The 21,469-nt window shown below is 56.7% G+C and carries 20 protein-coding genes; 7 read left to right on the plus strand and 13 right to left on the minus strand.

Features of this window, described 5'->3' with window-relative positions; translation table 11 throughout:
• Positions 1-98 precede the first annotated feature (98 nt).
• The 10 genes from mobP3 to Q0Y09_RS13245 all read right to left on the minus strand — a co-directional run bounded on the left by mobP3 (position 99) and on the right by Q0Y09_RS13245 (position 15,182).
• Positions 99-1,334, minus strand: a complete 1,236-nt coding sequence (gene mobP3, locus Q0Y09_RS05315) for a MobP3 family relaxase (protein ID WP_297718683.1) — start codon at positions 1,332-1,334, stop codon at positions 99-101.
• Positions 1,315-1,797 carry a ribbon-helix-helix domain-containing protein gene (locus Q0Y09_RS05320; protein WP_297718686.1) on the minus strand — a complete coding sequence of 161 codons (483 nt, stop codon included), beginning with the start codon at positions 1,795-1,797 and terminating at the stop codon, positions 1,315-1,317. The genes mobP3 and Q0Y09_RS05320 overlap by 20 nt, the downstream gene beginning before the upstream one ends.
• Positions 1,798-2,030: 233 nt before the next feature.
• The gene (locus tag Q0Y09_RS05325) at positions 2,031-2,945 is read right to left on the minus strand and encodes a hypothetical protein (RefSeq protein WP_297718689.1); all 915 of its coding nucleotides are present in this window, start codon (positions 2,943-2,945) and stop codon (positions 2,031-2,033) included.
• A gap of 2 nt (positions 2,946-2,947) precedes the next feature.
• Positions 2,948-4,018, minus strand: a complete 1,071-nt coding sequence (locus Q0Y09_RS05330) for a DUF3991 domain-containing protein (protein ID WP_297718693.1) — start codon at positions 4,016-4,018, stop codon at positions 2,948-2,950.
• A gap of 11 nt (positions 4,019-4,029) precedes the next feature.
• On the minus strand, positions 4,030-4,611 hold the full coding sequence (locus Q0Y09_RS05335; RefSeq protein WP_297718696.1) for a DUF4314 domain-containing protein: 582 nt from the start codon (positions 4,609-4,611) through the stop codon (positions 4,030-4,032).
• On the minus strand, positions 4,595-5,185 hold the full coding sequence (locus Q0Y09_RS05340) for a hypothetical protein (protein ID WP_297718699.1): 591 nt from the start codon (positions 5,183-5,185) through the stop codon (positions 4,595-4,597). The genes Q0Y09_RS05335 and Q0Y09_RS05340 overlap by 17 nt, the downstream gene beginning before the upstream one ends.
• Positions 5,172-6,065, minus strand: a complete 894-nt coding sequence (locus tag Q0Y09_RS05345; protein ID WP_297718702.1) for a hypothetical protein — start codon at positions 6,063-6,065, stop codon at positions 5,172-5,174. The genes Q0Y09_RS05340 and Q0Y09_RS05345 overlap by 14 nt, the downstream gene beginning before the upstream one ends.
• Before the next feature lie 155 nt (positions 6,066-6,220).
• The gene (locus Q0Y09_RS05350) at positions 6,221-7,315 is read right to left on the minus strand and encodes a hypothetical protein (protein ID WP_297718704.1); all 1,095 of its coding nucleotides are present in this window, start codon (positions 7,313-7,315) and stop codon (positions 6,221-6,223) included.
• Between the two features lie 20 nt (positions 7,316-7,335).
• Entirely contained in the window at positions 7,336-14,655 is a 7,320-nt protein-coding gene (locus Q0Y09_RS05355; RefSeq protein ID WP_297718745.1) for a GNAT family N-acetyltransferase, read from the minus strand.
• A complete protein-coding gene (locus Q0Y09_RS13245) occupies positions 14,652-15,182 on the minus strand; it encodes a TnpV protein (RefSeq protein ID WP_367184357.1) in 531 nt (176 codons plus the stop codon). Before Q0Y09_RS13245 ends, Q0Y09_RS05355 begins: the two co-directional genes overlap by 4 nt.
• A gap of 298 nt (positions 15,183-15,480) precedes the next feature.
• Here Q0Y09_RS13245 and Q0Y09_RS05365 point away from each other — a divergent pair, with 298 nt between their 5' ends.
• A complete protein-coding gene (locus tag Q0Y09_RS05365; RefSeq protein ID WP_297718707.1) occupies positions 15,481-15,771 on the plus strand; it encodes a hypothetical protein in 291 nt (96 codons plus the stop codon).
• A 29-nt stretch (positions 15,772-15,800) separates the two neighbouring features.
• Here the strand turns inward: Q0Y09_RS05365 and Q0Y09_RS05370 are convergent, their stop codons facing one another.
• The 3 genes from Q0Y09_RS05370 to Q0Y09_RS05380 form a co-directional block, all read right to left on the minus strand.
• Positions 15,801-16,829 carry a ParB N-terminal domain-containing protein gene (locus tag Q0Y09_RS05370; RefSeq protein ID WP_297718710.1) on the minus strand — a complete coding sequence of 343 codons (1,029 nt, stop codon included), beginning with the start codon at positions 16,827-16,829 and terminating at the stop codon, positions 15,801-15,803.
• Positions 16,822-17,595: a ParA family protein gene (locus Q0Y09_RS05375; protein ID WP_297718713.1), complete on the minus strand. Its 774-nt coding sequence runs from the start codon at positions 17,593-17,595 to the stop codon at positions 16,822-16,824. The genes Q0Y09_RS05370 and Q0Y09_RS05375 overlap by 8 nt, the downstream gene beginning before the upstream one ends.
• 76 nt (positions 17,596-17,671) lie before the next feature.
• Positions 17,672-17,851: a recombinase family protein gene (locus Q0Y09_RS05380; protein ID WP_297718716.1), complete on the minus strand. Its 180-nt coding sequence runs from the start codon at positions 17,849-17,851 to the stop codon at positions 17,672-17,674.
• Between the two features lie 219 nt (positions 17,852-18,070).
• Between Q0Y09_RS05380 and Q0Y09_RS05385 the strand changes: the two genes are divergently transcribed.
• The 6 genes from Q0Y09_RS05385 to larC form a co-directional block, all read left to right on the plus strand.
• The gene (locus Q0Y09_RS05385; RefSeq protein ID WP_297718719.1) at positions 18,071-18,433 is read left to right on the plus strand and encodes a BMC domain-containing protein; all 363 of its coding nucleotides are present in this window, start codon (positions 18,071-18,073) and stop codon (positions 18,431-18,433) included.
• 9 nt (positions 18,434-18,442) lie between these two features.
• The gene (locus Q0Y09_RS05390; protein ID WP_297718722.1) at positions 18,443-18,871 is read left to right on the plus strand and encodes a BMC domain-containing protein; all 429 of its coding nucleotides are present in this window, start codon (positions 18,443-18,445) and stop codon (positions 18,869-18,871) included.
• Positions 18,872-18,882: 11 nt separating this feature from the next.
• Positions 18,883-19,419 (plus strand): EutP/PduV family microcompartment system protein, encoded by a 537-nt coding sequence (locus tag Q0Y09_RS05395; protein ID WP_297718724.1) that lies wholly within the window; start codon positions 18,883-18,885, stop codon positions 19,417-19,419.
• A 204-nt stretch (positions 19,420-19,623) separates the two neighbouring features.
• Positions 19,624-20,367 carry an ATP-dependent sacrificial sulfur transferase LarE gene (gene larE, locus Q0Y09_RS05400; protein WP_297718727.1) on the plus strand — a complete coding sequence of 248 codons (744 nt, stop codon included), beginning with the start codon at positions 19,624-19,626 and terminating at the stop codon, positions 20,365-20,367.
• A gap of 13 nt (positions 20,368-20,380) precedes the next feature.
• The gene (gene larB, locus Q0Y09_RS05405; RefSeq protein WP_297718730.1) at positions 20,381-21,148 is read left to right on the plus strand and encodes a nickel pincer cofactor biosynthesis protein LarB; all 768 of its coding nucleotides are present in this window, start codon (positions 20,381-20,383) and stop codon (positions 21,146-21,148) included.
• Between the two features lies 1 nt (position 21,149).
• Positions 21,150-21,469 (plus strand): nickel insertion protein (larC, locus tag Q0Y09_RS05410; protein ID WP_297718733.1); only part of this gene is annotated, 320 nt, incomplete at its 3' end.

The raw sequence follows: 21,469 nt of genomic DNA on the forward strand, positions 1-21,469 counted from the left end.
GTATATCGCAAAACCTGTTTGTGGTCAATTGGTTTTGCGATTACAAACCGCAAAACATTTCGACAATTTATTTGACTGCGGATTACCTCAAAAAAGTACTACGGTTCCATGCCCCTGTCCTTGTGCCGTAAATACCATTCCTTTTTGGCGGCCTTGGAAAGATCACCTCCCATAGCCTTCTGGCAATCGTCGTACTCCATACCCATGTTGACGGCGTTCTGTTCCAACGCCATCAGGATTTCACAGATCAACCGCTCTGTATAGTAGGCTTTTCGGGCCTCCGCATACTCAAAAGAGCCGGTTTCCCGATCTTTGCGGAGCATGGCGCGTATGGCCTCTAATACCTTGTTGGCAATCAGCTTGTCCGCCTCCGCGATTCCTTTCCGCCGCTGTTCCTCCACATGGGCAGGGTCGGTATCATAGAGCATGGCAAGCTGGCACTTGGCGTCCGCATACTCGTTTACCAGATCACCAATGTATTTACAGTCTGTTTTCAAGCTGCTGATAAAAGCGTCCAGTTCGGCCTTTACTTCCTCCGGCAGCAGCTTGTAGGCCAGACGGCCTTTTTTCGGCATCTTTTCTTTCAGGGCAAACAGACCGGGGATAAATCGGGCCAGCCCATCCGCACTCAAAACACCGTCCAGTGAGGCGGCTCCCAGCTCATCATCCGTGATATGGCCGAAGGTTTCCCGCAGGCGCTTGTACTCGCTGGGATGAAGCTGCTCCATATATTGCTCAAACTCATCAACCAGATCAATGGCGGCTGCGGTAAGCTGCTCTCTGGCCCGCTGCTTCGCTTCACAATACGCCTGTATTTTCTCCGCGAAGGTGTCCCGGATCAACTGCCTGCGTATTTTATCCGGGATGCTGGGATGCACAAACGGAACCATTGTGCGCTGGTTCTTATCCCAGAACACCACATGGATGTGCGGATGACCCCGCTCATTGTGGTGGGCGGCCACCCATTGTAGGTTCTGAACCCGGATTCCATTATACTTTGCCAGCGTTAAAATATGACGCTCCATGTAGTCCTCCCAGGCTTCATGATCGGTCAGCCCCAGCTCGGCCGCTGTTTCCGGGGAAAAGGAGATAATTCCCCGATACATATTCACACGGCGGTAAGACAGCTCCCGCACCAGACGGGCCGCCTCCTGCCAGGTGGAGAACTCCCGCACCTCGCCAGGTTCCAGTTTCCCGAACAGGCCGTGGCGCATCCCCTCATTCTTTACCGCGCCGGGACGTGTGGCAATATAGCCGATGTGGGCATAGTTGCACTTGGGCGTCTTTTTCTGATTGGGGTGCCGGTGGCGCTGCTTATAGATTAGGATTGACACGGCGGCCCCCTTGAACAGCCTGAATCGCCTTTTTCATTTCCTCGTCATCCAGAAAAATACGCAGAGCGTCGGCGTTCTTTTGGTTTGCAAACGCCAACGCCTCTTTTCTGGCCGCCGCCTCGATCTTCTCAAAAGAGGAATAGCGGTCCCGGTCGATCAGGTCTGCAATAATGGCGATATTGGCATAGTAGCCTGCGGCGGATATGATTGTCAGGCGGTTGATAAGTCCGGCCAGCCGGTTTCCCAGCCCCTTGATCTGGCCGCTGAGTTCCTGCCGGATCACGCCGCTTATCATGTCGATGTTCTCAGCGGTACTTTCCAAATCCAGGTATTCATCAATCGCCCGCCGCACCTCTTTAGAGAAGTCCGTCCCATTTCTGGCCGCCAGCTTATTGAGCGCCTGAATGGTATCCGGGGGCAGATGAATGGTTTTGCGCTCGGTTCGGATCGGGGATTCTTTCAAGTCAAGCCTCCCTTCCATAAGGTGTGACAAAAATCACACCAAAATCAAAAAATCATACCTTGTAAAATTCTCAAAAAAACCGTTGAAAGCACGGCTTTCAAGCAGTCGGCCCGCCGTCAGGTATGACGGCTATTCCTGCCTTAACCAGGAAATCGCAGGCGGGGTCTGCGGTTTCCCGGCTGCGGGGCGCCCCGGCGGGGCGATCAGTACGGATGAAAAGAGAAGTGAGAGAGTCAGCGGTCCAGTTCGTCCTCTGGTTCCTCGGCGGGTTCCCAATCCGTGAAGATCTCCGCCATGATCTCCGCCATGATCTGCTCCTTGTCCCCACGGGTGGAGCTGCCCTGCGTCTCATAATCCCGCAGAGCGTTCATCCGCTCCGGGATGGTGAAGAACGCAAAGCGCCCGTCCTTCATCTGCGTCAAAAGCCGCATTTCATAGCCGGATGTGGGGTCCATACTGTCCATCAGTTCTTCCAGCGTCCCCACCTTTTCCGCCGCTTCTCGGACAATGGAGCGGAACATATCGGACGGAATCTCCGCATTCCAGACAGCGTAATCATCGCGTCCGTGGCAGGTGATGGTCTGGATGGCTGTGCAGGGGGCACCAGCGAACCTCTCCAGAGCTGAGGACAACAGTACCTCGGTTTCCGGTTCCAGATAGCCGCACAGATCCAGTTCCACCGAATTTGTGACGGCTGTAGCCTCTTTCTCAGTCAGCACGATGTCCATACTGTTCCTCTCATAAGAAAAGCCTCGCCCATTCAGCATCAGGGAACACTCGGCGGCGATGCGGAACATTCGGAAATAATCGTCTGCCGTTTCGCCCAGCGTCTTGCCAGTGGCAAACGATTGGAAATATCGTTTGCCATCGCTGTCCCGGCAGGCCAGGGAAATATCCAGATAGATTCCCTCGCTGGAGCCGAAATTCGGGATACAAAGGGCTTCTTCAAATTCAGGAAGTTCGCCGGTCAATCCCTCATACTTGCCGGAGAACGAAAAGTATTCATCCGGGAGAAGCCCTTTCATTTCCAAATGCGTTTTCAGCTTATCAAAGGTTTCCTTGGCGTCAGCCATACCGATGTGTTTGACACGGTGGTTCTCATCCGGTTCACTCCATCGGTCCAGCTCAAAGGTCTGTATTTTTGCCACAATCAAGCCTCCATTTCCTGTTCATCTTCGTTTTCAGGTTCTTCAGCAGCGTCCCTGTTAAACTCCGCCTCCAGCTCCGCCATACGCAGGCGGTCTAAATCCTCCACGGTGCGGCCTTTCCGCCGCTCCATCAGGTCAGTGTTAAAATCATTCAGATGGGGAACATGGACGGCGCACTGAAATCCCCGCCCAGTATATTCCCGTACCCACTTGGCCGCCGTAAGCTGCCCCCAATTCCGAAACTGCCCGTCCTTGTCACGGGCCAGATAGTCGTTGTCCACCGCAAATACCAGCCGCCTGATCTGCGGATGCCCTTCCAGATAGCGGTTAATGGCTCCGTTCCACAGACAGCCGGTGGAGATGCGGTGGTCCTCCATCCAGTCCCGCCCGTAAAAGTCAGCGGTGATGGACGCATGGCTCATCAGGTCGATAGGAGCCTCGGTGACGATCAGCAGGTCGCTTGTTCCCTCATGGAAAAAGGGGTAGCTTTTATCAGAGCCGGTAGCGTCCATCTTGAATGAGCTGTTTTCTCTGGCCGCCCGCATGGAGCAGTACCGGGGCGCTCCCTCGGTGTCATAACCCACAAACACGCAGTTTCCGTGCTTTTTCTCCTGATAGATCATTTTCCGGTTCATAAAATGGCTGACGATTGGGGAGCTGATACCTCGGACGGACACCAGATACCAATAGGCCCGCTTCATGTTGTCTGCCTTGTCCGGCAGCTCCAGCGGCCCGCGCTCCTTCTTCTCATAGGGCGTTACCTGTCGGGCTTCTGCCGCATATTCCTTGCCAATCAGCTTTCCCACCGCCTCTGGAAAGGATAAGTTTTCCTCCCGCATAACAAAATCAATGGCTCCGCCCTTGATACCGTCATCCGGCCCCGTCCACTGGAAAAAGCGGTTGTTCTCCGGGAAGATATACAGGCCGCCGCTGTGCTTCATGTGGACGGCCTTGCGGCCTGCCTTTTCCGGCTCATAGCCATATCCACGGGCAAGAGAGAGAATATCCACACTGTTTGCCTGCCGTATCTCATCCTCAGTGAATTTCTGATACGCAGCGGCGCTTCTTCGCATAAATCATCACCTCACAGTTCCAAATCCTCTTCTTCATCAGGCAATTCCAATTCCTGTACTGCTTCCTTGTGGAAATAATCTGTTCCAGGCACAAGGCGGAACAAAAGCCCATTTTCCCACTGACAAAGGAGCTGACCGGCATCATCCACAGACTGAACGATACCGGCCAACCCTGCGGGCGCGTCATAGTAGGGATCGCTTACCGCCTTGTCCAGAATAACTTTCGTGCCAGGGGAATATTCCTCCCGCAGCAGCTTGGATTGCTCATACAGGTATTGTGGGGACCGGGGCAGGGGCTTCCGTTCTCCCGGCCGGACAGGTTCTCCGTCCAAGTCGTACTGGGACGGGTCAGCGCCGGGGGTGTCCCAGCCGAACAGGGAGCCAGTGAGCATAGCCGCCGCCTGCGCCTTTGTGATACCCTCGTGGGCATTGAAGTAGTCTGCCAAGACTTTGTTATACGCACGGTCGCCGGTGGAATAGGCACAGGGATAGTAGCCCTTTTCGCCGCGCCTGACTTCTATGAGCTGACCAGAACTGGGGAGAACCGTGTAACAGTGTTCCGGCAGGGATGGAGCATCATAATTCTTCCTCATAGTCATCCTCCGGCTCATAGTTCGCCTCGTCCTCCGGCAACTCATTCTCGTAGAACTCATCCAGCTCAAACCCGGCGCGGGAGATCTCCTGATCCTCCATGCCCAGATGATCTTTTAGGTGGCGGTACAGCTCCCAGCCGTCGTAGTGCGCGGCCGCCCACTCCAGCGCCTTATCTAAAATCTGGTGTGTGCGTTCTTCCGGCAGGGCCTCCAGCGTCCCGCTGCGCATCGCGTCAAACTCTTGGTCTGGCATATTCAGGTACTTATAGGCTCTTGCGTACAGCGGTTCTTTGGCGCAGTCGGGCAGCAGAAGATTTTCCGTTTGCGCTACAAACCCATAGGACAGGTCCTCATATCGTACCTCACCGCTGCGGCAGGCGGCCCGGAACTGCTGAAAGCCTTTCATGTTGCTGAAACCACGGTAGTCCATGACTCCAAGGAGAATCTGAGCGCCAATAATGGCCTTCAGCATTTCCTCATCCGTAGTGGCGGCAACCAACCGCATGGTACTTCGCTCCTTGACGATGTTGCACCCATAAAGGATATAAAGCGGCTGTGTTTTATCCAGCTTCATGATCCAATCCCTTCGTTTCGTCTCTCAATTCTTCCAGATACTCGTCAATATCCAGCTCCCCATAGCGGAACTGGAGCAGTTCCACGATAGCCGGATCGCAGTCCTCCGGCAGATAGTCTTTTACATCATCCTGCACATCCCTGATTTCCCCCAGGAAACCCCAGCAGCTATCCACCTCTACATCTTCCCGGAATAGCTGGAACCCGTAGCACTGGCCGGTCAGGAAGTAGTCGTAGGACTTCACCTCGCCCTCCAGCACTTGGCGGGCCTTCTCCATAGTTTCAGACGTTGCCTTGCCGTACTCCGCTTCAATCCTCCGTTTATCTGCATAAATCCATCCTACCTGACCGGAATCCCACGGGCAGGAAAAGCCGGTGGTGTTCATGGTGATGCCCGAATGGTCGTAGAGATAGAGGGGCAGGATCACCATGCCCTCCATCTGCTCCACCAGCGAAAACAGTTCGCTGGTGGAGAGGGCGGAGAGGCAGTCCTCCAGAAACCAATCCGGCACATCATCTCTCAGCGAGGCGGCATAGCTGGACGATACATACCAGTCACTCTCGGAAGTCCAGCGTTGGTTCTCCAGCAGCTCCCACTCCCTTGTGGAGCGGTTATACTCCAGCTTTGCGTCCTTGGCCTTACCGGATTTGAGAAACGCAAAGACTGGATTGCTCCGGTCATGGCTGCTGGAATATTCAGAAAACAGCAAATCCTTCAAGAAATCACGGGGTTCCTCAAAATCGTGCTTTTCACCCAGAGAGTAGCGCCCATGCCAGCAGACCATTTTCCCCAGGCAGTCGTAATCCTCACGGGGGTTCAGGGGCATCTCATCGTCCACGATAAACAGAGTGTAGGGCGCCCTTGTTGCCGCAAGCGGCATAATGCCTCACCTCCTTGCCCGCTGCGACCACATCACCGGATCGCGTCACGGTAATGCCGATACCAGGCAAAATAGAAAAAGCCGCCAATCACGGCGGCAGCGGCGGAAATACCCACAATCATTTTTTTCATACGCGCTCCTTTCCAAAAACAGGTTTACAGTTCCATGTCCTGCTCGTCCTCATCCACAGCGGCAGGAGCCTCCGGGCTGACCTCGCCCTGTTCCGTAAACTGCTGCTTGGTCTGAATTGCCGCTGACAGCTTCGGGAGCAGTTCAAACATTTTCGTACTGTCACGGCTTTTTCTATAATAACGGTAGTCCCACTGTCCGCTCTCCGGGGAATAGCGGATGCTGTGCAGCGCATTGATGATCCATCCCTGTGTTTTCAGGGGGACTGGAATCTCATGCTCCCGGAAAAGCTGCATAATCAGGGCCTTGCCGTTGACCTCCCGGTTCACCACCTCCTTTCCCGCCAGAATATCCTCCTCCGCCTCCCGGATAGCGGCATCATAGCGGGCCTGCTGTTCCTGTTCACGCTGACACCTTTCTGCTTCACGCTCTGCTTTTCGCTGTTCATCCCGCTGATGCCGTTCCTCCAGAATAGGGGCGTTGTGTGCCTTGGCCTCGTCATACCGCCCCAGTAGATTGGCAAAGCCCAGGTCTGCCCACCGCTTCGGATCGCCCATACTCGCATTGAAAACCCGTTCGATCTCACCCCGGATGCCATGCTCCAGTGTGGGCAGCCATTTCAGGATTTCCTCCAGCCGGTGCCGCTGGTCGATGCCCACCATGAACCCCTCGCAGGGGATAAAGACCGGCTGAAAAAACTCCCGCTTCTTTTCCATCGTATAAAGTTCAATGCCGTTCTCGTTATAAAAGCGGTAGTAATAATGCTTGTTGCCCATCAGGTCTTTGGCAAACACCCGGTTTTCGTCCTTTTCCTTTGGCGGGAAGATGTCCTTTTTCTTTTCATCCGGCCGGGTGTAGCGAGGTGAGCGGCCGGTGCGCTCTAAACTGTCCGCGATCAGCTTTTGCACCTTTTCCAGCCCGCCATGTTTTTCAATAAAAGAAGCTATATCCGCCGCCTGCTTCAAGGGGCAGAATTGCAGGCCCGTCCTGCCCTCGTACACAGCGCCCTTGTACTGAAACAGGTCCAGGCCGAAATCGTTGTGGAACGGCTTGGCCTCCTGCACAGGGGAGAAGGCGCCTTCCCGGAAGATATAGCAAACAGCGGAATGCTTTTCACTCATTCAAACGCCCTCCCGCCATTTTACTGTTCGATGCCGGCAGCCGCATGAACAGAGATACCGGCCACAGCTTTCCCGCCGTCTGCCTGCGGATTGTCCTCATCTAAAACCACCTCACTTTCTTGTCCCTGCAAGGACTCAAACTCCAGCTTTGTGTTGATCTCCGTCAGGGCAGCAACCTTTTCGGACAGTTCTTCTTCATAAATAAAGGGCTGGCCCATCTGCTGACGGGCAGCCTCCAACTGCTTTTGAACTTCCTCCAAATCCCGCTGAGTATCAACCAGATAAGACGGGATACGCTCTGCAAGGTTCTCAATGCGGGTAATCGTTCCCTGACCAGAAGAACCAATGTCCGTACTGTACCGGGAGATTCCCCGCAGGATGATTCCCCGCGAAAGTGGGTGAAGGTTAAGCCAGAGCCTGAAGCCACGGTAAGAGCCAATTTCAAACTCAAAGTCATCCTTTGCTTGGTTTTCACTGATCGTGCTGTAAAGCAGGGCAAACGCATCGCCCGCCGCCGGGCGTTCTGTGTACTGCTTCCCTTCCAGCATGATAGAGAACTCTTTGCCCTTGGACTGTTCCAGCAGAGCTATATCCTGACTGATCTGCTCGATTTGGCGCTGGTACTGCTGGATGCGGTTGGGATAGGTCGTGTTCACCTTCCGTTCAAAAGAAAGCTGCTCGTTGCTCCACGCGCCCCGCAGGATTTTCAGCTCTGTCACCCGGTTTTCCAGCTCCATCTTTTGAGCCAGCATAGGATTATCCGTAGCAGCCGCCTTAAACTGCGCGGCGGAAAGCACCGTTTCATCTACATCTTCACAGGATCGGGCGATGCTCCTGCCGGTGAGAATCTGCTTGATATACCGCAATTTTTGTTCCTGAATCTGCCAGAGATAGGCATCAAAGGTGCCCTTTGTCACAAACTGCTTTATCATGACCTCCGGGTTCTCGTTGCCCTGCCGGACCCCGCGCCCATCCCGCTGGGTAATATCGGAGGGCCGCCAGGGACAATCCAGATGATTGATGGCAATTACCTTGTCCTGCACATTCACGCCGGTTCCCAGCTTATTGGTGCTGCCCAGCAGGATGCGGACTTCACCCTTACAGGTGCGTTCAAACAACGCCTGCCGCTGAGCCTCTGTCGCGGCGTCGTGGATAAAGGCGATCTGGGATTCCGGCACACCTTTTTCAATCAGCACCCGCTTAAATTCATCGTACACATTGAAGCGTCCCGCCTTGGGGGTGCCCACATCACAGAAAATGAGCTGGGTGGAGGATGCCTCGGCGGTATCCGCCCAAACCTGATACACCTCGTCAATGCAGATATTCAGCTTGCTTCCTGTGCCGTCCGCCGTGGGAACGATCATGCGGGGGTCAATCGCCATCATGCGGGCCTCGCTGGTCAGCTTCAGCATATTATCTTCTTCCGGCTTTACGCGGCCAGTGCGGATCGCGTCCGCCCGCAGGATAAACTCCGCCATGATCGCTTTTTGTGCAGGGGTAGCCTCTGTGGGAATGATCTGCGCCTTTCCGCCCTGAATGGCTGGCAGGCCGGGAATGTCAAGCATATCTGCCGTTTTGATGTCCGCAACCTCTCTGAGAACGGCCATCAGCTCCGGCAAATTGTAGAACCGCACAAAGCGATCCCGCATCCGGTAGCCGCCGCCCTCCGGTCGCAGCTCAAGTACGGAAGTCCGCTTGGCGAAGTGGGCGATCCATGTGTCAAAGTAGGACCAGCCGAACCGTTCCAGCTCCTGCGGCTGTAAATATCGCTGCATGACAAACAGCTCGGAGATGGAATTGCTTATCATCGTCCCCGTTGCAAACACCACGCCGCGCCCGTTGTTGACCTCCTGCAAATACTGGCATTTCAGAAGCATATCAAAGGCCCGCTGGCTGGATGAGGTGGTGATGCCCGCCACATTCCGCAGCTTTGTGAACACAAAGCAGTTTTTATAAAAATGCGCCTCGTCCACAAACATCATATCCACGCCGAGCTGTTCAAAGGTCAGAAGGTCGTCCTTCTTTTCCTCGGCGGACAGCTTTTCCAATTTTGTTTCCAGGTTCTCACGGAAAATCGCCATCTGCTTGATGCTCCAGTTTTCACCTTTTTCATATTTCATTTCGCTGATTGCGGCCTCAATCTCATTGATCTGCTGTTCCAACTGCATGATCTGCCGCTCTCTGGAGATTGGGATTTTTTCAAACTGACTGTGCGCCAGGATCACCGCGTCATATTCTCCGGTGGCGATTTTGGAAACATAGCGGTTCCGGTTCTTGGGGGTAAAGTCATCCACCGTGGACACCAGCAGATTGGCGTTGGGGAAAAAGCGGTAAAACTCGGTTGCCCACTGCCCCACAAGGGGATTGGGAACCACAAACACCGCCTTGTGGATCGCGCCCAGGTTCTTCATGTACATCCCGGCCGCAATCAGGGCAGCGGTTTTTCCAGCGCCCACCTCATGGGCCGCAAGCCCTGTGCCGGTGTAAATGACACGGGCAACAAAGTCAAGCTGGTGCTTCCGCAGCTTCATCTCGGAGTTCATGCCGGGGATCACCAGATGGCTCCCATCGTATTCACGGGGCCGCACGGTGTTGAAGGTATCGTTATACAGCTTGAGCAGGGCGTCCCGGCGCTCCGGGTCTTTCCATATCCAGGACGCAAATGCTTCCTGAATCTGCTGCTGTTTGGCGCGGGCGATCATGGTTTCCTTTGGATTGATGATATAACGGACTGCCTTATCGCCCCTGTCATTGGTATATTCCTGCCTGTCACGGACGGTCGTGGACTGCATATTCAGGCAGTCCTCCAATATCTCATAGGCATTTTTGCGGCTTGTGCCGAGCGTCTGATTGACCGTCACGGAATCGGATTCGGAGTTTTTATTGCTGATCCGCCAGGTGGTGGTATAGGGGAAATACTCAATATCAATGCGGTGCCGGTTATCCCCTCCATCAATCACCTTGGCATAGCCGCTGGTCTGGAAGGTTTCATACATGAATTGGCGGTAATACTCAACCGGCACCCAGATGGCGCCCAGATTCACCTCAATATCGGCAGGGGTCAGAGGCTCCGGCTGAACCGCCTCCAACGCCTCCACATTCCGGGTAAACAGTTCCGGTTCCTCCGTCGCCTTCTGCCTTGCGTAGAGCAGCTTGTCCCTCACATGGCCGCTCAGATATTCTTCCGCCAGCTCCCAGCCCTCATCCGGGTTCCCATAGTATTTCTGCGGATTGAGATAGATGCGGTCGCCCAGCTCTGCCACCAGTTCGCACGGGGCTTTCCCGGTCAGGAATGACATATAGGAGAGGTCTACCCGCAGCTTGCGGTTCAGGCAGATATGCAGGGCGTCCTTGGCGGTGTCAGCGTGATTGACCTCCCGGAATGGCCGGATGGTCGCCTTATGGAAGATGGCCGACTTGTCCCATCCGCTCTTATCCTTCCGTTCGTCCTCAATGGAGCGCAGCAGGGGGAATTGATCGTCATCGGAAAAGGCGAGGATATTACCCTTGCTGTTGATTGCTCCATACTTGGCGGTGAAGCGGTCATAGACCTGATTGAGTTTATCCTGCGCTTTGCGGAGATCCAGGGGGTCATACTCATGGGACTGGATGCTGATGACCTCCAGCAGCGCGGTACGGATTTCACACAGGCCCTTGATGCGGGCTGCCTTCATGCCGGTGTAGGGCTGTGGGATCAGCTTGTTCTTCTCGCAGTAGTAGATTTCGCCGTCCTTTACCACAAAGGTGAAATTCCGGGTCCCTTCGGGGGCGTCCTCATAATCGACCGGCTGTTCCTCCTCCGCTTCTTCTATCGGTTCCACATCCGGCTCCGCACTGAAACGGGCGTACAGGCTTTCCACCGCGTCGGAGAGGTGTTCATACAGGTCGAAACCCTCCGGCGCGATACAGGCCGTGCCATCCTCGCTGCCGTACATATTCCGGCTGCTCTCCATCTTGCCCATGAGCATTTCCGGGTGATCCATGAAATAGCGGTTGTAGGAAATCCATTTTCCCCGTTCCATGTCTGTCTGTATCCACGATGGGGTGTTTGTCCGGTCAAGCTGCATGGGGACCGCCCGCTTTTTCAAAAAGACAATATCCGCAGTCACTTCGGTTCCCGCCAGCATTTTGAACGCCGTATTGGGCAGGCGGATGGCGCCAATGAACTCTGCCCGCCGTGCGATATATTCCCGCAGGCTCTCGTCCTTCCGGTCCAGTATGCCCTTGCTGGTGATAAAGGCGATGATGCCGCCCGGCTTGGCAAGGTCCAGAGACTTAATGAAAAAGTAGTCGTGGATATAGGGGTTCAGCTCATTGTAGCGGCGGTCATAGATTTTGACGCTGTTGAAGGGGATGTTGCCCAGGATCACATCAAAGCTGTTATCCTCAAACTTGACAGCCTCATAGCCCATAACGGAAATATCCGCTTCTGGGTAAAGCTGCTTTGCGATACGCCCGGTGATAGAGTCCAACTCCACACCGTACAGCTTGCTTCCCTGATACTGCTCCGGCAGCACGGAATAGAAATTGCCGGTTCCCATGCCAGGGTCAAGAATCCTGCGATCGGAGCCGCCCTCAAACCCGAACCGTTCCAAAGCGCGGTACATATAGCGGATCAGTTCCGGCTCGGTGTAGTAGGCGGTAATGGTGGAGCGCATGGCCGCCTTATATTCTTCATCGGTCAACAGGGCCTTTAGCTCCTGATATTCGCTTTCCCATCCGGCCGCTTTATCGGAAAAAGCGTTGGCAAGGCCGCCCCAGCCCACATAGCGGGCAAGGGTGATCTGTTCCTCCGGGGTGGCTGTCCGCTGTTCCGCCTCGATCTGCTTCAAGGTCTTGATCGCCAGGATGTTGTTTTTATATTTGGTCTTGGCGCCTCCGGGATAGAGGTCATAGTCCGTGGAAAAGCGGAAGTTGCGGGGGATGAACGGTTCCGGCCGGGGATTGGCTGGCGGTTCAGGGGCCGCCTTTTCCTCCGGTTGTGTGGGCGGCACACCCTCCATGCGGACAAAGGCCCGCACAGGCCGAAGCTCGTCCAGTTCCTTTTCCAGCCGGTATTGAATGTCCTCCAAATCATCCATATCAGCGGCTTCTGCTGGGGAGAGGATGCCGCCGCCCTCCATCCGCTGCACATAGCCGTCGTACAGGCGAGTAATGTCCTCCAGATCAGTCTTGGCCTTTTGATATTCCGGGTTGGGTTGTTCGTCCACCACCGCCCGGTAGAGGGCGGAACCGTCCTCCGTCAGATAGCCCCACTCGATTTCTTCATCGGGATACTGTCCTTGCAGATAACGGAGCATTTGAGCGGCGATCCCCTGACGGCGGTAATCCTCCAGCACCTCGATCATGCTGATATAGGGCCGTTCCTCGAAAATGCTGTACCGCAGGGTGCCCACTGTCAGTTCCCCACGGACGGCCTGCATGAGCATATCAATCTGACCGCTGTGGGCACCCAGCGCCTCATCCAGTATCCGGGTTTCCTCCGGCGGTTCTGCGCTGGATTCCGCCGCAGGCTCCGGGACTGACATACGGCGGGCATATTCGTCGATTTCTTCTGTGGAAAGCCATTCGGGTTTTTCCGGCAGTTCATCGTACAATTCCCGCATTTTGGCGATCTGTGCCTCCACGCTGCCCGCCCACAAATGCTTTTCCGCCCGCTGTCCCACCCCCAGAAAATACTCGCAGTCTGTACGCAGACGGTCTAACAGGCGGTATTGGCCGCTGAAAGGCTGTGCCTCATCCTGCGGTTCCGGCTCACTGACGGCAGAGGCATCCAGATAGCGCCCCTCATCCACCAGGCGTTGGATGATACCGGCAGCCTGCGGCCAGGACAGCTTGGTTTCATGTGGTCCTCCTTGTGTATCTTCCCATTCGATTGTGATACCGTCACCATTGAATAGAGAGTATTTCACACCCAGTTCCTCACTGGAAAAGCCCTCATATCCATATAACTGTTTTAGGAAAGTAACAAAGGCCGAACCTGTGGGGTGAGTCAGGGCAAAGTGATAAATCTGCTCTTTTTTACCTTCGGTGAGCGGACCTTTCTGCAAGACGCGCTCAATCAGCAGCTCTTCCGTGCTTCTTTCAGGCGGCGAGGCCAGCAGGGAAAGCTGCTCCGGTTCTTCGGCTTCTGCGGCTTGGGCTGATTCGGAGGCTGGCCGCAGCTCCACATCCACTTCCTCATCATTGACCAGCATGGTGGCGCGTACCGGCTCATAGCCCTGACTGGCGATGTTGTTCAGCCAGGTGGCAAAGAACTGACCGAACCCGGCAATCTTCTTTTCCTGTGCCGGGTCTGTGGGATCAGCCTCTTGATATACGCCGATGCCGCTGTTTTCATAGCTGAACGCCCGCAGGGTTCCAGCCTCCGTGTCAATTTGGAAGTCCATATAGGGATCATACATCCGGTCGCCATTCTGCGTGTAGTAATGCTCCATGCAGTAGTGATCGCCGTATTTGTGGTGAATCACCAGGGGGTCATAGGCGTCCCCAGCCTCCAAATGCAGGGATTCATACTGGCCGGACACGATTTCCGGGAACAGCTTTTGAAAACGCCGGAAGTTCTTGTGGGCGGTGGTATTCCCTCTGGACTCATGCGGGGATGGAGATTCTTCCGCTGGTGGAATCAGATTGACTTGATCTCCCGCCACGATGACCTGTTGCCCGCCAGCAACCGGCTCTGGCACAAAGGAGTCTATTTCATCTGCCTTTGGGATTCCCTTGATTTCTGTAAATACCGCTTGCGGACGAACGGGTTCTTCTGCCGTTTCACCTGCTTCATAAGCCACAGCACCCAGAACATAGTCATAGTCGGCCTGCCCGATCTCCCTTTGTGGGGCGCCGCCCATTTCTTCTACTTCAGCCGGGATATTGTAGTCCCCAATGGGGTCAGGTTCTTCCTCCGCAGTTATATCCGGGTAAACGCTCGTTTCGATCAGGGCGTCCAGCAGATTGGCAAGGCTGGGCCAGGGGAAGTAGGTGTAGCCATCGTCAAAACAAAAGGAAATGCCGTCCTCTCCACGGAGCTTCGTGCGGTACAGCACCTCGCCCTGAAACTCCCGGTCGCCATAGGCGGTGAACAAACCGCAGATCTCCCGGCCTTTTTCCGTCCAGTTGTAGTCTGTCACGCCGTCTGCCAACACCGCCCGCACCGCCTGATGGAGTTCAGCGGGATAGAGGTCGGTGCTGGTCAGGATATGCTCATAGTGGCGGCGGACTTCTTCATCGGAAAAGCGATGTTCAGCCATTGCGGACGCAGAAAAAGAGCCGTCCTGTGCGGGCGGCTCTCCTTCATGCTCCGCGCCTTGCGGAGCCTCGGTATGCGGTTGTTCTTCGGTCAGCGGGGGATCAGCACGATGGTCTGGAGTACCGTTTCCTCCGCCATCAGCTTCAGGTCGTTCAGGTGGCGTGTCCGCTCCAGAATGTCCTCGGTCTGCGGCATCGGCTCCTGCTGAAGCATCTGCTGGGTCAGGGCCTCGATCTTCTCCGTGGCCTCGTCCTGTACCCGGTGCATGACCTCCATCAGACTGCCATCCATTTTCAAAATCGTATATCGCTCTGGCTGGTTGTCCTTGAGATATTCCAGCGCCATCCGCCCGTACCGGCCCAGGGGCCTGTCTGCCTCGCTGCTGTTGGAGATTTGTAGGTCGGGGAGAAGCATCCCCTCCTGTTCTTTGTAATTCAGATTGATGTTCGGCTTGCTCATGCTGCACCTTCCTTTCCCGATTGATGATCCTGATGTTCCGCTCCATCTCCAAAAGCACCGCTTTTGAAATGGATGTGACTGCCATACCCAGATGGGCAACCAGTGGAACCGTATTAAAATGGCTGACTGTCGCCATCCCATCGCCCATGCGAATCGCCTCATCTGGCAAGTGACACTTTTTGCCGATAAAATAGGAAACGCTGTCGCTCAAAAGCTGGATATACTGTGCTTCAAAGCCGCCAGCCGGTATTTCCTCAAACAGATGGTTTTTTGTTTCCTGCCGAAGCCCCTGTAAATAATGCTCGTAGTTGTCATTGACGGCCTCACGCGCCAGGGCGTACAAGAGGTCTGGGAACGGCTGTGCCTGAAACCCATGTGAGAAAGTAAGCCGTTCCCCCAGAGCCTTTTGCATCTCATCGGAAAGCTGCCAGTTGGTGGGATGAATCTCCTTGCCCATAGTTTGACTTATATCAAAGAGATAGTCAAGCGTAAGGCGGGCGTTGCTGTAAACGCAGACGGCAATCCCTTTTGGACGGGAGATCAGGTTTCTGCCTACGCCAGCCCACTGTTTTTTGGTGGCAAGGATGGTCACATCCTCGTCCTGTGCGTAGACCAGCAGAATATTGTCAAAGCTCTGCTTGTGGAACCGGGACGCAAAGGCCAGGTAATCCCGCCAGTTCCGTTCGCTGCGGACGATATAGGGGGCCATGACCTCATAGATCGTCCGCAGGCGTTCATCGTTTCTCAATAGGCTCCTCCTTCCTGTGATGGATTTTCAGTTTAGACGGCTGCGGCCTCTTTCTGGGCAAAGTAGAGGGCAAGGGCCTCGTCTACGATGCTGTCAAATTCCTTTTGGGTGATGCTGGCAGTAAAGTATTTCTTGTAAATCGCCGGTTTGACTTTGAACGCCGCAGCCGTAGATTTCTTGGGCTTCCGATTAAACTCGCCGGAGAGGATTTGTTCCGCCCGTTCCGGGGTCAGCTTGCCGGTGTATTCCCGCAGCAGGACAGCTTTGCCCTCGTTGACCTTATACTCGCTTTCCGACAAAACGGCCTCCACCATCTGCTGTTCCTCTTGTTCCAGATAGGAGAGCTGAACTGCCGCCGCAATCGTAAATTCTCCATCGTCGATCCTGATTTTCAAGGCAACAGACAATTCATTGATGCGGAGATAGGTGGCAACAGAACGCCCCGTAAGGTTATACTGTGCGCCCAAAGCATCCCTGCTTTTTATCCTGTGGAAGTCACTTCCACCAGTCCCGTTTTTCCTGATTTCATCAGGGTTTTCCAGCCTTTTCAGTTCCTCGATAATATCGTTCCTGCGCCCCTGACAAATCATCTTGGAGTAGCGCAGGGCCAGCACCGCCGCCTTTTCAGAGGGCAGCATTTCGGAGAAGGAGCGTTGCAGGACATTGGTTTCAATAACATAGATCCAGGCGTCGTGATCGGAAAGGTTCTCCTTGACGATACAGGGGAGTTCCCGGTGTGCGAGAGAGGCGGCGTTCTGCCGGTTGTGACCGGCCAGCATTTCATATTCAAACCCATTCTCGTCCGGTTCGATCTTTCGGACAATGGCAGGAACCAAAACACCATTCTCTGAAATGCTCTCCACCAGGTCATTGAGCCGGTCGCCCTCATACAGCCGAAAGGGATGCCCCCGAAACCCCCGGATGATTTGTGGAGAAAGCATCTGGATGCCATTATCCGCAGTCTGGGCGGGCCTGTCCTCCGTTGCCGCCGTGTTCTCCACCTCCCGTGCAACGCCCAGAAGGTCATCCAGAGAACGGATGCGGGGATTGATGTTAGGCATACGCAAGCACCTCCTTCGCCAGATTCATATAAGCTGCGGCTGCGGGGCTTTTGGCGTCCAGTTCCATCACGCTGAGGCCCTTGCTGTTGGCGGTTCCCACCTGAACAGTAGCAGGAATCTGGCTTTCAAAAATGGGGAGATGGCTGAACACGGAACGCACCTGTTCGCTGGTCTGGCGGTACAGGGTTGTCCGCTTACTGCATTTCGTGAACAGGATGCCAATGATCTCCACCTTGGGGTTCAGTTTTTGCTTGATTTTGGAGATCGTTTCCGTCAGTTCCTTCAAGCCCACCAGAGCGAACAGCTCCGGGTCGATGGGGATGATGATCTCATCCGCCGCAGTAAAGGCGTTGATGGTGAGAGAGCCGAGGGACGGGCCAGTGTCCACCAGAATGTAGTCATAATCCGCCCGGAGGGGTGCCAGCAGTTTGGCAAGGCACTCGTCCTTTCGTTCAATCAGTAGATTCACTTCTGCCACGGTCAGCGTCTTTTTGGATGGGAGCAGATCCACCTTGCCTATGTTCAGGATGTAGCTGCCCTTTTCCGGCAGGGCTTCATCCATGACTAATTTCATCATCAGGCTGGCCGTCGTTTCCTGCAAAGCGGCTGGCACCACGCCGAAACTGATCGTCAGATTGGTTTGGGGGTCGAAGTCCACCGCCAATACCTTTTTACCAAGCTCCGCCAGGGAGTAGGCCAGATTCCGGGTGCTGCTGGTCTTTGCCACGCCCCCTTTCTGGTTTGCCATCACGATAATCTTACACACGGGTTCTCAACCTCCTGCTTTCAGTGGATTTACGCTGTTTCAGCGCATAAAAAACTTGGACTAAACTCGCACTCCGTTATTGGAGTTCTGACTTTAGTCCAAGTATAGCTGTATCATCCACATACTCCCCTACCACCGTCCAGCCCCGGTCGGCGGCATAGGCCCGCAGCAGCGCCCGCTGGCCGCCGATGCTGACGCTCTCCCCCGCCCCGTCGTCCCGGGACAGCCGCAGGTAGAGGGCCGCCCGGAGGCTCACCGCCCCGCCCGGTACCGCCGCCCTACCGCCTCCGCCAGCGCCTCCAGCGCCTTCTCCCGGCCGCGCCCCCGTACCGTGAGCCGGTACCGCTCCGTCTTCTGCCTTCCCAATTCCGGTCACCTCCTCCCCTACTCTATGTCTCCCCCCGCCGCCGATTGACTTTTTCCTCCCGGTGATAGTATAATAAAGGAAAGCAACGACTTGGAGGGACATACAGCAATGAGCGACACAAACGACAAGATCCGCATCGTACAGGAGACCGTGGCCGGCAAGGAGATCACCTTTGCGCACGTCATCGGCGGTCCCGCCCCCATCATCTATCAGAAGCTGGGCCTCAACCCCTCCATCGACTATGGCTCCGCCGCCATTGGCATCATGAACCTCACCCCGCCGGAGTCCGCCGTCATCGCCGCCGACATCGCCGTCAAGAGCGGCGACGTCTACCTGGGCTTTGCTGACCGCTTCACCGGCACCGTCATCATCACCGGCGAGCTGGCCGACGTCACCACCGCCCTCACCGAGATCGTGGACTACTTCCGGGACACCCTGGGCTATGTGGTCTGCAAGATCACCAAACGCTGAGGCCGCGCCATGGGCAGCCGTATGACCAGGGAGGAGTTCTTGGAAAAGGTCTTCTCCCGCAGCTTCGAGGAGCTCAAGGGCAGCGACCTGCGCCTGGTGCGGGTCAAGGTGGTGGGCCGGGAGGTCTCCCTGGCCCAGCTCATCGGCGTCTCTGACCGGCGCATCTATGAAAACCTGGGCCTCCACATCGGCACCCACCTGGGGGAGGACCACACCGGGGAGTCCATCGGCCTACTCCACATCACCCCCTGGGAGGCCACGGTAGCCGCCGCCGACATCGCCATGAAAAGCGCCCATGTGGAGCTGGGCTTTCTGGACCGATTCAGCGGCGCGGTCATCCTGCTGGGTGACCGGGAGGAGGTCAAGACCGCTCTGGAGGCGGTGCTGGACTTCTTCCGCACCCTGCCCTTCTCCGTGTGCCAGCTCACCGAGCGTTAGGAGGTCCCACCATGAAAAAGCTCTTCCTCATGGGGCGCAGCGAGGCCGGAAAGACCTCCCTCACCCAGATCCTCAACGGCGAGGAGCTCCACTACCATAAAACGCAGTACACCAACACCGGCGCCGACATCATCGACTCCCCCGGCGAGTACTCCGAGACCAAGCGGTGCGGCCTGGGGCTGGCCTGCTTCTCCTTCGAGGCCGATGTGCTGGCCCTCCTCATCGCCGCCGACGAGCCCTTCAGCGTCTTCGAGGCCAACTGCCAGTGCTTCACCAACCGTCCCCTCATCGGCATCATCACCAAGATCGACTCCCCCTTCGCCAACGTGCCCATGGTGCGCAGCTGGATGGTCAATTCCGGCTGCGAGCGGATCTTTGAGGTGAGCAACCTGACCCGGGCCGGCATCGCCGAGCTGCTGGACTATTTGAAGGACGATCCCGTCCCCCTGACCATGGAGGAGGCCAAGGAGCGCCAGCGCCGGGGCATCCCCGAATGGCACGCTCCCGCCGAGTGGGAGCGGGAGAAGAACGCCCTCCGCAGGGCTTGACAGCCCCCCATCGTTTTGGTAAAATAGCCAAGATTCAGTCGGCCAAAAGGCCGTCTTAGGGCCCAGAAGGGCCCCTTCCCCTGCACACAGCTCTCCTTTTTGTTCGGAATGTCCCACCGCGCGGCGAGAACGCCGCGCTGCGGCCAGAAGGCACGCCAGCTTTGGCGTGCCCTTTTTTTGTATTTGATCGAGGAGGATCCCCCTATGACTCTGGCTGAATACTTCCATGACCACCCAAAAGCCGCCCTGGCCTTCTCCGGCGGGGTGGATTCCGCCTACCTGCTGTGGGCGGGTCGGCACTATGGCTGCGACCTCACCGCCTACTATGTCCGCACCGCCTTCCAGCCGGAATTTGAATTCCGGGACGCCCAGCGGCTCGCCGAAGAGGTGGGCGTCCCCATGGTGGTGGTGGAGACCGACGTGCTGTCGGTCCCCGGCGCCGCCGCCAACGGTCCTGACCGCTGCTACCACTGCAAAAGGGCTCTCTTTACCCAGCTCTGGAAGGCCGCCCGCTCTGACGGCCACACCCTCCTGCTGGACGGCACCAACGCCTCCGACGACGCCGGTGACCGCCCCGGCATGCGGGCCCTCCGGGAGCTGGCGGTAGAGTCCCCCCTGCGGCTGTGCGGGCTCACCAAGTCTGACATCCGGGTTGCCTCCAAGGCGGCGGGGCTCTTTACCTGGGACAAGCCGGCCTACGCCTGTCTGGCCACCCGGATCCCCACCGGCCAGGCCATCACCCGGGCGGACCTGACACGGGTGGAGGGGGCGGAGGACGCCCTCTTTGCCCTGGGCTTCACCGATTTTCGGGTGCGGCTGCTGGGAGACGGGGCCCGCATCCAGCTCCCAGGCGACCAGTGGGACCGGGCCGCCGCCCGGCGCGCGGAGCTCCTGGCCGCTCTGAAGCCCTGGTTTACAGCGGTGACCCTGGACCTGGAAACACGTTGAAGGAGGCGCGGATATGGACAACAAGCACGAGATCCTGGCCCTGTTACGGGCCGTAGCGGCAGGTGAGACGGCTCCGGAGGACGCCCTTCTGGAGCTGAAAACGGAGCCCTTTGCCGACCTGGGCTACGCCAAGGTAGACTTTCACCGCGGGGTCCGGCAGGGCGCCGCCGAAGTCATCTACGGCGCCTCCAAAACGGCGGAGCAGATCCTGGGCATCGTCCGGGCCATGGGAGAGCGGGGCTGCCGCAACATCCTCATCACCCGGATGGACCAGGAAAAGGCGGACGCGCTCACCAGCGCCGGGGTGGCCCTGGACTACCATGCCGACGCCCGGCTGGGCATCGCCCTCCCCGGCCCCCGGCCCGCTCTGGGCTCCATCGTGGTGTGCACCGGCGGCACCAGCGACCAGCCGGTGGCCGAGGAGGCCGCCCTCACCGCCGAGGCCATGGGCAACCAGGTCACCCGGCTTTACGACGTAGGGGTGGCCGGGCTCCACCGGCTGCTCTCCAATCTGGGGCCTCTCATGTCCGCCCGATGCGTCATCGCCGTGGCCGGCATGGAGGGAGCCCTGGCCTCTGTGGTGGGGGGACTGGTGGACTGCCCCGTAGTGGCCGTCCCCACCAGCGTGGGCTACGGCGCCAGCTTTGGCGGTCTCTCCGCTCTGCTGGCCATGCTCAACTCCTGCGCCTCCGGGTGCAGCGTGGTCAACATCGACAACGGCTTCGGTGCCGGTTACCTGGCCAGCATGATCAATCAAATGGAAGGACTGGAGGAGAAATAACGTGAAAACGCTTTATATCGAGTGCGCCATGGGGTGCGCCGGCGATATGCTCACCGCCGCCCTCTACGAGCTCTTGACCGAGGAACAAAAGGCCCAATTTCTGGCGAAGATGAACCGTCTGGGACTGCCCGGCGTCCGGGTGACGGCGGAGCCGGCGGTGACCTGCGGCATCGCAGGTACCCACATGGCGGTGACCGTCCACGGTCAGGAGGAGGAGACCCACGACCATGGGCACACAGCCCCCCATGCCCATGGACACGATCACATCCATGACCATGACCACCATCATGACCATGAGCACGATCATGAACATGACCACGA

Origin of the sequence: Intestinimonas sp. (assembly GCF_026169115.1) — a bacterium.
Classification (GTDB): domain Bacteria; phylum Bacillota; class Clostridia; order Oscillospirales; family Oscillospiraceae; genus Intestinimonas.